Consider the following 12491-nt stretch of genomic DNA (forward strand, 5'->3'; position numbering starts at 1 on the left):
GAGAATAACCCCTCCTTTTATTTGGCTGAAGAAGTACATCGTTTAAACTGGATGAGATATATACTTTCCATTGTTTTACTAAAAAGAACTGGGTATATTTAAACAGTGAACACGGGTGAATGCTTTTTTTTTTGATATAGAAATCTTGAATGGATGGCGATATCCGTATTTCAGAAATGGAAGGGGATTAAATGAAGAGTTCCATTTTCAGATTCCAGAGGTGGTTGGCACCCTATCTACTATGTATGGCTTTGGCATTGTCTGGATGCATGGGCAGCCCGGGGGCAGATATCAATGATTTTTTTACATCATCTAATCATCCCAGTGAGCCGGAAGTGACACTCAAGTTTTATTTTGGCGGGGAGAAAAAAGCAGCGACCGATGAAGTATGGACGGCAGTCAGTGAATACGTAAAAGACAAAGGACTGAATGTGAAGTTTTCTATTCATTTCATTTCCTGGCCTGAATATCCGGAGAAACTTCTGGTTATGGCTGCCGCCGGTGATCGGTGGGACCTTAATTTTGATTCGGATTCTTCCTTCAGAGAGATGGCTTCGCGGGGTTCTTATATGGCCTTGGATAAGCTTTTACCCGAGTATGCGCCAAACCTCTATAAAAAATATCAGATGGATGGTAACCTGCGATCTACTATGATGAACGGAGATATTGTCGGACTGCCATGGTCTATCAAAATGAATCAGCGTCCATATGCCGGATGGCGTGTAGATCTCGCAGAGAAAGCGGGAATTTACCGGGAACCGGATTCGGTACAGACGGTTCAAGATGTAGACGTACTCTTACATGAACTAAAGCATGCTTATCCGAATAGTAAAGTGACTCGTATTACAGCACTTCCATTCTATCTCGTGCGAGAGGAGTGGCTGGATTTGGGGTTTCATGGACTAGGTATTAATCTGAATGACCCTGATCATAAAGTGCAGGCCATTGAGCAGCAACCCTTCTATGTGGAAGCCGCAGCGATGAGCAAGAAATGGTATGAGGACAAGATTTTGAGTCCAGAATCACTGATTGACCGAGCAGACAGTTCCGATCAATGGCGCAATGGTAAAGTGTTATTTACACTTACCTCGCATGAATGGGCACATGCTGCTGATCAGGGTTTTGTTGATTCAAACTATCGTCAGCAAATGTCTCTTCTGTACCCGGATAAGAAGCAAGTCAACCGCAGTCCAATTTCGAACGTTGTTGCCATTAACCGTAATTCGGAGCACGCAGAGTTGGTGCTGCAATTTCTCGATATGATGGAGATCGATCGAAAACTGTATGACTTAGTGATCTACGGCATTGAAGGCAAGACGTATCAGATGGACGGGGAACAGGTGGTTTATCCGCACAACTTAAGTGATTCGACAAGCAACTATATGGGCTGGGGCGGACAATGGGCGCTTTGGAATTCGCGATTCATCAGGTCCACGGAGACATACCCAGGGGATTTCTGGGGAGAGGAAGCACGGTTTGCCAAAATACCAGTCAATTTGGATTCGCCGTTAGAAGGCTTGCTGCTTAGTGAATATGCGATCAGCAAGGAAGTTGAAGAGCGGGTTCAGTTGTATGAAGATATGGGTCGGTCCATTGAATTCGGATTGGTATCTGATGTTAAGGAGGCAGTATCGGATTACCGAATAAAACAACAGAACATCGGTCTTGATAAAATCATTGGCGAGGTGCAGCGGCAAGTCGATCTGAATCTGGCGTCGAATCACCCTGACTAACTTCCGGGAGGCTTACTTCATGATTAATGTGTTAATTGTTGATGACGAGTATGAAATTCGTGAAGGTCTTCGTAAGCGCTTTCCTTGGCATGAATATGGGGTTGGAACAGTCCGTTCTGCCTCCGATGGCGACGAAGCACTACAGATTGCACAGGAGTACAAACCCGATTTGATCATTACGGATATCAAGATGAACCGGATGTCGGGACTTGAACTGCTCAGTGAATTGCAGATGAGGGAACCTAAGGATTGGAAAGCAATTTTGATTAGCGGTTATGATGATTTTTCCCTGGTAAAGCAGGCGATTCATCTGGGTGCTATCGACTACATATTGAAACCCATCAACATGGATGAAATGGAACGGATTGTGCGCAAGGCAACGGATCACATCAGGCGGGAGAGGCTAGAGGAGCAAAATAAAACGAATATTGCGTACCAGGTTCAATTTGCTGTTCCCATATTGCAAGAAGAACTTCTGCGCGAAGTGGTGGAAAACGAATACAATCCGTATCGAGAAACCCGCATCACTCATCGGCTGAAGTCCTTGCATTTGGACTGGATGAAAGAATCTCCCTTGCTGCTGATGGTCGTTGAAGGAGATGATCTGAAGGCGCTGGTCAATATGCAAATGCTGACGGCTGAGAAGGATCTTGTACTCTTCGGGATTGGCAATGTGGTCAGCCAGACACTGGCTGAAGAATTGAATGTACCCGCAGCATTATTCAAGGATACCACGGACCGTTGGGTGGCTGTGATTAGTTGTCCTGATCCCAAAATACTGGAGTTATGCAAATCAGTGGCTGAGATCTGCTTGCAACGGATCAATCAATTCGTAAAAGTGAAGGCCAGTATTGCAGTAAGTGCCTTCCCGAAGGAGCTAAAGCATCTTAATGCCTTGTACGTTGAATGCGTCGAATCGTTAGGGCAGAAAGTCATTTATGGGGGCAATCGGTTGTTCACTGAATCCGTTGATGGGATGGATACTGAGAATGAGAAGATGTCCATTAGCGAACCGGCGGCAGTGCTGGATCTGGTCAGGTATGGTACAGAAAAGGATATTACTGAATCCATGAAAGGCTTCGAAGACATGGTTAAATCTTGGGAGCTCTTAAGTCTGAAAGACATTCAACAGCAAATATTCCAGTGGTTAATGGGCATCTATCGAATCGCCGCATCCGCTGGTTGGCCAGACCGTTCATGGGAACGCGATCCTATTGGGTTGTGGGAACGCTTGGAACAATATGACACTCTGGAATCCCTAAAGAAGCATGTAGAAAAAAACTTGCATCTGTTAGCAATTGATTTTCATAAAATGGATAACTCATCCAGCAGAATTGTGCAGGAAGCTGCAAAATTGATCCGAACCCGTTACAACGAGAATCTATCGTTGCAATACGTCGCATCGATGGTTCATGTTACTCCGATATGGCTCAGCAAGCTTTACAAAAAAGAACGGGGTCATACCTTTCTGGAGGATTTAACAAGTATCCGGATGATACGAGCCAAAGAATTGCTGGGGGATATAAAATATAAGATTTATCATGTTTCATATGAAGTTGGCTATAAGGATCCGGTTCACTTTTCAAAATTGTTCAAAAAGCATGTCGGGGTGACACCGAAAGAATTCCGTAGATTACGGGGGATTTCGGATGATTAATGCTTTTCTGCGCCTGGCATCTTCCTTTCGTAACCGTATGATTTTGATCTTTCTCTCGATAACGATCATCCCCTTCATCCTATTCTCTGCATATGCCCATACCAAATCAATAGAAGGCATTCAGCAAGCCAATATTACATTCTCGATGAGTTATCTGGAGCAAGCCAAGATAAACGTGGAAACTTATTTAGCTCAGTTAAACGAAGGTATCAATAGCTTGATCGGTGACAAAACATTGCAGTATTTATTGGAGAGGCCGCCGTTAAGTCAAAAGGAAGAAGAGACGAACTCCGTTGATATGCTGAGTATCGTATATGAAAAGAAAAAACAGATGGATGCGCTGCAGATTCGATTATATCCACTAATTCCAGCAGATTATCCAACCTATATGAGAGCTTTGGAGGAAATTGCCTCGGTTGGTGAAGAAGAATGGTTTCGGCAAGCAGCGGACAGTAACGTGCCATATTGGCAATTGTCAGTAAGTGATGGTCCGAATCGAGGTCCGCTGTTGTCTTATATCAAGACGTTCACAAGTCTGCATAGCAGGACGCCCCGCGGCATTGTGATAACGGATCTGGCTGACAATCACCTAAGCCGATTCTTTTCACCTACCAAACGACTGCAAAGGCAAAAATTTCTGATCATTGATGAAAAAGGGGCCATTCTTTTTGATTCGGCCGGGAACGAATGGACAGGTGATGTTTTACCTTCTCCACAACTGCTGGCCAAGCGCAATCTGTATAACGAAGGCGTGGAGAAATTGTCGATTTATGATCAAGAGCATTTGATCACTTTCGTCCGGATGGACAGCCTCCCCTGGACGATTATCAGTCTGACTCCGATGGATGCTCTAGTGGAGCCCGTTATGGAGATGAATCGGCTGCTCCTTGTCATTATTATTGTTTATTTACTTGTATCCATTGGCGTCGTTATTTATCTTACCCGAAATTTCACGCAGCCTGTCCTTCGATTGGTGCGTCTGATGAAAAAGCTTGAAGAAGGCGATTTTGGAATGTACATCCCGCATCAAGAACGCAAGGATGAGATCGGGTGGCTGTTTCGTGGATTCGGCAGCATCGTACGTAAAATCGAGGATTTGATTGCACAATCCACCCGAGCCGAACGGAGCAAGAAAGAACTTGAATTTCAAGTGCTCAGTCATCAAATCAATCCGCATTTTCTATATAACACGCTGGAATCGATCCGCTGGAAAGCGGAGAATCATGGACGAAATGATATTGGTGAAATGGTGTCCGCATTGGGCAATTTATTACGACTCAGTCTCAATCAGGGCAAGGATATTACGACAGTTGGTCGTGAAATCGAACAGGTGAAGGCTTACGTGCAAATCGAACAGGCCAGAATCGGGATGCCACTGCGAGTGGTGTACTTTTTTGATGAGGATATGCTGAATATAACGTTCATGCGCCTTTTACTACAGCCTCTGGTTGAGAATGCGATACAACACAGCATACGTGGGAATTTCGAGCATGGCAAAGTTATACTCTCCGGACGAATAGAAGAACAGGATCTGGTCATTGACATTACAGACAACGGGAAGGGAATACCCGATTCAGTTATACAGGCATTGGAGGAGGAAAATGACGATCAGAAGATGAATGGGCGATCTGGTGTCGGCCTGCGCAATGTCAATGAGCGGTTAAAGATTTATTTCGGTTTAGAGTATAAATTACAAATCGAATCCAAGGAGGGCATAGGCACCCGAATTACGATTCGGCATCCAATTATGAAGGAAAAACTAGAGAATGAGAATGGGGCATAAATCGGTTTAATTCTGTGTTTTAATTAAACTATTTATGCCGCTTTTCCGATATGCTAGCGGAACTAATCCTATGTGTTTGCGAAAAAGGGATGAGAAGTAGCTCACACTTTGAAAGCCGCAGGCAAGTGCAATTTCACTCACTGATCTTTGGGTTTCCCTCAACATCTCACAACTTTTATGAAGGCGGTATCGAGTTAAGTAATTGTTGGGAGTTTGACCCACGTATTTATTAAATAAAGTACAGCAGCGGCTTCGACAAACGGCTCCTGAGGACGCAATGTCTTCAAGAGTTATTTTTTGTTCGTAGTTTTGATGAATGAATCGAGTCATTTTCTGAATATTCGTCCATAATTGCACATCAAGGGTATCCCCCACCTTAGGCTGCAAGTGATCTCCAATACCAGCACATAGAGATAAAGCCTGTGATGTTAAGCGGAACGGATTTGGAGCAAAGTTATTGTGCATTTCAGCATAGATCGCTTGAATGGATAACAATATCTCTTGCTGCCAGGATATCTGTTCAGCTAGTAATACAAGATCATCCATGTTTGGGCCAAACTTCTCTTCCCAGTATGCTCGTATCAACGAACCTTCCCCAATGAGTGAGGAATGGATCACTACAACAATAAATGAACAATTACAATGAGTGTGAGAATAACCAAAATGCAAACGATGGCTATTCACAAAAATCCCATTTCCTTGTTCTATACTAACGGTCTGTCCGTTAACAGAGTACTCCATGGAGCCTTCCAGAATGTATATAAACTCTATATCCGAATGCCAATGGGCGGCAGCTGCAAAATTATCAAATTGATTCAAGCTTCCTCTCCGGACATACAAGGGTAGGTCAGGTAGATTATAATTCAATCGTTCCGATAAATCAGAAAATACCTCTAAATTTTCCATCCAACAAAGTGCCTCCAATAAATATACGATTTTGACAAAAGTATAGCCAATATTTATGGAAAGGACAATGAATTTATCCTATCTTGATAATATGGAAAGCAACAGAGAGGAGTGGATATACGTTAAAAAGAAAAAGCGCATACAGTTAACTACTCCTATGACGCGAGATTTTAATAAGGAATTAATCACGCTTGTCATTCCCATTGCATTACAAAATCTAATCTCAGCAACAGTTATATCAGCTGATGTAGTTATGTTGGGAATGATTAGCCAATCTACAATGTCGGCCGTATCGTTAGCGGGACAAATCACCTTTGCATTAACATTGTTTTACATGGGCATGGCTACGGGAGCAGGGATTTTGACTGCACAATATTGGGGGAAGAAAGATGTACAAACCATACAACGTATTCTCAGCACTGCCTGCTTGTTCTCATTTAGTATCTCTATTTTGTTTTTTTTAGTATCTTTTTTATATCCTGAAACGTTAATGCGTTTTTTTACAAATGATAGTGAATTAATTCGTTATGGTTCAACATTTCTAAAGATGAATTCGTTTTCTTATCTTGCAATGGGTATTTCTCAAATGTATCTCAGCGTGATTAGAAGTATGGAAAATGCAAAACTAAGCGCCTGGATTAGTTCGTTATGTTTAAGTTTAAACATTTTGTTTAATGCGTTATGCATCTTTGTCCTTTTCCCAGACAGACCTGAAATGGCAATCATGGCGGTAGCTCTCGCTACAGTTCTGGCTCGGTTTATTGAGTTGGGCTGCTGTGTTATTTATTCTGTGACGAGAGGATCGATTCGTTTTCGTTTTCCCATATGGGATGGTATTCAGCGCAATCTCCTAAAGGATTTTCTGAAATACACCATGCCTGTACAAGGCAATTATATTGTTTGGGGAGGGGCACTAACTGCGACTGCCGCAATTATTGGACATGTAAGTGCTGATATGGTTGCAGCGAATTCTGTTGCATCCGTGGTTAAGAATTTAACCATTGTCCTGTGTGGAGGTATTGCTAGTGGAGGATCTATATTGGTTGGGAAATATCTAGGTAGAGGCGAGATCGACAAAGCAAAACAGGTGGGAAGCAGGATGAATCTTTATGCTTTACTATTTGGATTAATAGCAGGGTGCACCATTATTCTGATAAAACCGCTTGTTTTCTCTGTAGTAAATCTAAATGCCATATCTCAAAACTACTTGGATGGAATGTTATATATCAGTGCATTTTATTGTATTGCTAAATCCATTAATGCAACTAATATCTCAGGAATATTCACTGCAGGAGGTGACTCTAAATTTGGCTTTTGGTGTGATTCGATTGTAATGTGGGGTATTATTTTGCCGCTTGGTTATCTCTGTGCTTTTGTCTGGCACGTATCACCCCTTGTATTATATATCGTCATTAGTTTGGATGAGATCATTAAGTTGCCATTGGCATTTATTCGTTACCGCCAATACAAATGGCTAAATAATATTACCAGGACTTTTTCACCAGTAGGTTAAGAAATAGACGGTCAAAGAATGTAAGGTCAACTAAAATAAATAGATTAGATTATATGCAGAGGAGACTAAGGCATGAATATTACAGAACGAATGGCAAGCCAACAACTGTTTACTGATCACGATGCGAATTATCCACAGGAAGCTTCTGATCTGGCTCGGGCGCGTCAACGAGGAAAGGCACTATGTTATGAGATCAATCGCTTACATCCCGATGATATTGAAATGCGCAAGGCTCTAATGGAACAACTTTTCGGTAGTATTGGTGAAAATGTTTGGATGGAACCTCCTATTCGGATGTCTTATGGATCAAACACTACAGTAGGCAACAATGTCTATATCAACTTTAATTTAACTGTTGTTGATGACTATAAAGTAACCATTGGAAACGATGTTATGTTTGGTCCGAATGTCACGATTGCTGTAACCAATCATCCAGTACACCCAGAAAAGCGCAAAGAAGGTGGAATGTTCGCCCTACCGGTAGTCATCGAGGATGGTGCTTGGATCGGTAGCTGCGCTGTGATTGTACCAGGTGTTACCATCGGTGCGGGTAGTGTGATCGGTGCAGGAAGCGTGGTAACCAAGGATATTCCTAGCAATGTTATCGCTGTGGGTAACCCCTGCAGGGTTCTTCGTGAAATCACTGATCATGACAGAGAGTATTACTACAAAAACATGCGTTTCGACCAAGTCGAATGGTAATGGATAACCAAGCAAATAATCAAATCTAACTTGGGCAGACTAGACGTTACCCGGCAAGGAGAGAATATGGAAGAATGATGCCACTCATAGTTGAAATCATTTTATCAGTATGTATTTTGATTGGATTATATTGTGTAGTAGGTAGGTTGTTGGAATCCCCGCGAGTTGTCAGTTACGCAGAGCATCTAGAAGAACAATTTGAAAAAAATCTGAATCTTTATGAAGATAACACAAATTGAATAATAAAGTATAAGAACTATAGAATAAATTGCTTTTATCCCCTTTTCGTAGACAAGAGAAAAAAGACATCTGTTAAGATGGACTTAATCTTGCCGAGCGGAGGGGTTTTTTCATGGTTAAAAAAGGAAGATCTTATCCATGGTGTGACCAAAAGGGTCAGCATGTATATAGATTGAACTAACGCGTGGGATAGTTTAAGCTTATTCACATTGGTTTATCATAGACCGTATTTAAACACATTAAAAAGCCGATTCTTTCCTTATGAGGGAATCGATTTTTCTTTAGCCAAAAACACGATGACATTTAATTTATATTGAAATAGGGTGGGGAAATGGATAAGGGATTTACATTAGCTAGTCAACTATTAACGCTGCTTGATACGGAACATAGATGGTTTACCTTAGCTGAAGTTGAAAAAAGTTTAGGTATCTCCGATAAAACCATACGTAAGATGGTTGAGGAAATCAGTAAGCAATTACCCCCTACGGTAACCATAGAAGTTTCTAGAGGAAAGGGAATCGTTCTTCGGCGTGATGGACGAAGTGAGACAATGAGTGAAGTGATTTCTTCAATGTTCAGACAAACCATCTTTTATCGACTGATGAATGTATTGTTCATGAATGTGGATCGACTGTCCGTGGAGGAGCTTGCCGGAGTCATGTTTATGAGTACCTCGTCATTGAAGAAACTGATCGTGCAATTAAATAATAATGATCTAAAAGCGTATAAGTTACGCATTACATATTCAACCCCGATGATCAAAGGGAATGAAATGAATATTCGATATTTCTATTGGAAGTTATATTGTGATGCGTATGAGTTCACAGGATGGCCCTTTGCGAATGTCGATTTTGCATATATTAATCAGTTAATCACAAATACAGAGAATGAGAAAAATATTGTGTATTTTATCAATTCCAAAAGGAGATTATCCTTTTTGTTGGCCATTGTTGTGGGAAGAGTCGCCCAAGGGAAATTCGTAAAAATCGACGAAAGTGGTTACCCCTGGGGAAAGGGGATGTTTTATATGCCCGTGAAGACCCTTGTAAAGAGTCTTGAAGAGAAGTTTTCCATCAATTTTCCCAATAGTGAAATCTGCTTTATTCAATCCCAGGTTAGTCTCAGCCAATATCATTATTATGAAGGATCAGAAATAACACCGATGAAAGAAGTTGAATTGCATAAGGACAAAGAAGAATATCAAATGGGTAATCTGCTTCTAAAACTACTGGCCAACGTATACCCCAACTTGGAGACGGAAGAACGATTTCTATTGGAGATATACGCGTTCTTTGACAAGTTATTAATCGATAATGCAATTCCTGAATGGATGATGATTTCACAAAGTAATTTAACGGCGTACGTTCAAAAGGAATGCCAGCAGCTTTATCAAGAATTGCAAACCTGCATGCAAACGTGGAGTAAAGCTTACCCCTCCGTTTTGTATAATCATTTTCATTTAACCAAGCTAACCTTAATTGTTCGTTCCAGTTTACGTTATAAAAGGAAAAGGGCCTTCTTGGTGATTGGAGAAGAATTTTCAATTCGTCATTACATAGCGGATTTGATCAAGAAGGAAATTGGGGATCAGTTGATCATCAATACTTCCATAATGAAAGGGCTCTCCGACGAAATGATGCAGCAACATCAGATTGATTTTGTCATTAGTAATATCCCGGTAACATTGCAGACCGTGCCTGTTGTTATTATCTCTACGATCCCGTCTAAAAGAGATCTGGACAATATTCGTAAAGAACTGCTTTTATAATTTGATCAATTATTTCCCTTACCCTCCGTAAGATTTTGGTCTAGTTTGTTATGCTTAAAAATCTTATGCTCAATGTACTTTCCGAACTGATTTTCTGAAGGCAAGTGGAAGAGATTTCGGAAAGCCTGGGTTCAACATTGTGAGTAGGAGGCAGAAATATGAGCAGGCATTTAGGCGCAAAAAAAGGAGACATAGCGGACATCGTTTTGCTTCCGGGAGATCCTTTGCGTGCAAAATTTGTAGCAGAACACTTTTTAGATGAGGCCAATTGTTATAACGAAGTAAGAGGCATGTACGGGTACACCGGATTATACAAGGGGATACGTGTATCGGTTCAAGGGACAGGGATGGGGAATCCATCGATGAGCATCTATGCAACGGAATTGATCGTCGATTATGAAGTGAAGAAATTGATTCGTATTGGTACATGTGGCGCGATGCAGAAAGACATTAATATCCGCGATATTGTAATAGCCCAATCCGTGTCTTCAGATAGTAATATGACGGATAAGATCTTCCATGGCTGTAATTATGCACCTACAGCAGATTTCTCATTGTTAATGAAAGCGTATCAACAAGCAAAAGCTAAACAAGTTAGTGTCTTTGTCGGCAACATCTATAACTCCGATGAGTTCTACCGTGAGAGCATAGATCGACTTCACAAGTTTATGGATTTTGGTGTATTAGGGGTTGAAATGGAAAGCACAGCCTTATATACGTTAGCCGCTAAATACGGTGTGAAAGCTTTATCCATTTTGACAGTAGGCAGTCAACTGTTAACACAGGAGCACTTAACTCATCAAGAAAGTGAACAATCATTTTATGAAATGGTCGAAATCGCTCTTAACACAGCCATTGAGAGCTAATCTTATGAAGGGAATACTATCTGGATTGCAGTGGATGATGTTTATGATCGCAGGTGCAATTGCTGCGCCAATTGCTATCGCAGATTTATATAACCTAACTCCTATGGAGGCTTCTGGACTCATCCAGAGCACACTAATAACTTTAGGAATAGCTGGATTTTTACAAGGCGTCATTGGCCATAAATTCCCTATTCATGAAGGTCCAGCAGGGTTATGGTGGAGCATTTTCACCATTTACGCAAGTTTAGTGGGAGTATTGTATTCTTCGAATATTGCTGCCCTGCAAGCTTTAAGTGGGGGAATGATCTGTAGTGGAGTTTTATTTATCCTAATCTCAGCATTTAAGTTAATGGATAAAATCGCTCGTCTATTTACGCCAACGGTCACTTTTATATATTTGCTCTTATTGATCTTTCAATTAAGCGGTTCTTTTATGAAAGGTATGATGGGGATCACGTCAAGCCACACCTTGTTAGATGTTAAAGTGTTCGTGCTGAGTGTGATTGTGATTTGCATTACCTTTGGGTTAGGGAACAGTCGCTTTGTTTTGCTGCGCCAATTTTCAGTAATAATCAGTATATCGATAGGCTGCTTATTGTTTATCATATGCGACAAGATGCCGGTGATTTCACCGGCGGATACGCTATTTAAATTGCCCAAAATATTTCCTTTTGGCAGTCCAAGATTTGATAGCGGGACAATCACAACTGCCTTTCTATTAACACTATTATTAATAACCAATGCGCTTGCGTCTATTCGGTTGATGGAGACCGTTATGAAACAAAAGATATTGGATCATAACCGTTATTTGCGAGCCGGATTTGCTTCTGGCTTTACCCATTTTATTGGTGGCAGTTTCGGAGCGATTGGCTCAGTGCCTATTTCGGGAGCGGCGGGATATGTTGAACAAACAGGGATGAGGGAACGGAAATCGTTTTTAATTGGATGCATCTTAGTCATCTCTGTATCCTTGTTTCCGCCAATAATGAACGTAATTTCCGCTATCCCAGCGCCTATAGGTTATGCCGTTACATTCGTCATCTTTGTGAAGATGGTTGGATTATCGCTGAAGGAATTGAAGAAGGTTCTGCATGAAGAACGAATATTTGTTGTTAGCGGAGTTTCTCTTTTAGTAGGTGTGGGTTTAATGTTTATTCCTACATCCGCTACGAGCCATTTATCTCCGATTGTAATAGCCATTTTGAATAATGGGTTAATTTGCGGCAGTCTATTGGCGATTATTTTGGAACAAGCGTTAATGTGGAAAGATGCAAATCGATATGAGGATTCCAAAAAAAGTATCGATAATTTGGAGGGTTAATT

General features: G+C 41.3%; 9 protein-coding genes. 8 read left to right on the forward strand and 1 reads right to left on the reverse strand.

The annotated features are described in order from the left end of the window. The first annotated feature begins 191 nt into the window (after positions 1-191). Genes G3352_RS12565 through G3352_RS12575 form a run of 3 tightly spaced genes read left to right on the forward strand, consistent with a single transcriptional unit; the run spans position 192 to position 5173 of the window. The gene (locus G3352_RS12565) at positions 192-1733 is read left to right on the forward strand and encodes an extracellular solute-binding protein (RefSeq protein ID WP_163756970.1); all 1542 of its coding nucleotides are present in this window, start codon (positions 192-194) and stop codon (positions 1731-1733) included. A 19-nt stretch (positions 1734-1752) separates the two neighbouring features. Further along, a complete protein-coding gene (locus tag G3352_RS12570) occupies positions 1753-3390 on the forward strand; it encodes a response regulator transcription factor (protein ID WP_163756972.1) in 1638 nt (545 codons plus the stop codon). Next, positions 3383-5173: a sensor histidine kinase gene (locus G3352_RS12575; RefSeq protein WP_163756974.1), complete on the forward strand. Its 1791-nt coding sequence runs from the start codon at positions 3383-3385 to the stop codon at positions 5171-5173. Before G3352_RS12570 ends, G3352_RS12575 begins: the two co-directional genes overlap by 8 nt. A gap of 6 nt (positions 5174-5179) precedes the next feature. On the opposite strand, the gene G3352_RS12580 is transcribed toward G3352_RS12575, so the two are convergent. Continuing rightward, a complete protein-coding gene (locus tag G3352_RS12580) occupies positions 5180-6079 on the reverse strand; it encodes an AraC family transcriptional regulator (RefSeq protein WP_163756976.1) in 900 nt (299 codons plus the stop codon). 91 nt (positions 6080-6170) lie between these two features. Here G3352_RS12580 and G3352_RS12585 point away from each other — a divergent pair, with 91 nt between their 5' ends. The 5 genes from G3352_RS12585 to G3352_RS12605 all read left to right on the forward strand — a co-directional run bounded on the left by G3352_RS12585 (position 6171) and on the right by G3352_RS12605 (position 12489). Then, positions 6171-7592, forward strand: a complete 1422-nt coding sequence (locus tag G3352_RS12585; RefSeq protein WP_240343052.1) for an MATE family efflux transporter — start codon at positions 6171-6173, stop codon at positions 7590-7592. A gap of 72 nt (positions 7593-7664) precedes the next feature. Next, the gene (locus tag G3352_RS12590; protein ID WP_163756978.1) at positions 7665-8294 is read left to right on the forward strand and encodes a DapH/DapD/GlmU-related protein; all 630 of its coding nucleotides are present in this window, start codon (positions 7665-7667) and stop codon (positions 8292-8294) included. 571 nt (positions 8295-8865) lie between these two features. Then, a complete protein-coding gene (locus G3352_RS12595) occupies positions 8866-10302 on the forward strand; it encodes an AcpB/EbpR/MafR family transcriptional regulator (protein WP_163756980.1) in 1437 nt (478 codons plus the stop codon). Positions 10303-10460: 158 nt separating this feature from the next. Continuing rightward, entirely contained in the window at positions 10461-11168 is a 708-nt protein-coding gene (gene deoD / locus G3352_RS12600) for a purine-nucleoside phosphorylase (RefSeq protein ID WP_163756982.1), read from the forward strand. Between the two features lie 4 nt (positions 11169-11172). Beyond that, positions 11173-12489 (forward strand): purine/pyrimidine permease, encoded by a 1317-nt coding sequence (locus G3352_RS12605; protein ID WP_163757023.1) that lies wholly within the window; start codon positions 11173-11175, stop codon positions 12487-12489. Positions 12490-12491 lie beyond the last annotated feature (2 nt).

It is taken from the genome of Paenibacillus sp. ALJ109b (genome assembly GCF_010747435.1).
Taxonomy (GTDB): Bacteria; Bacillota; Bacilli; order Paenibacillales; family Paenibacillaceae; genus Paenibacillus; species Paenibacillus taichungensis.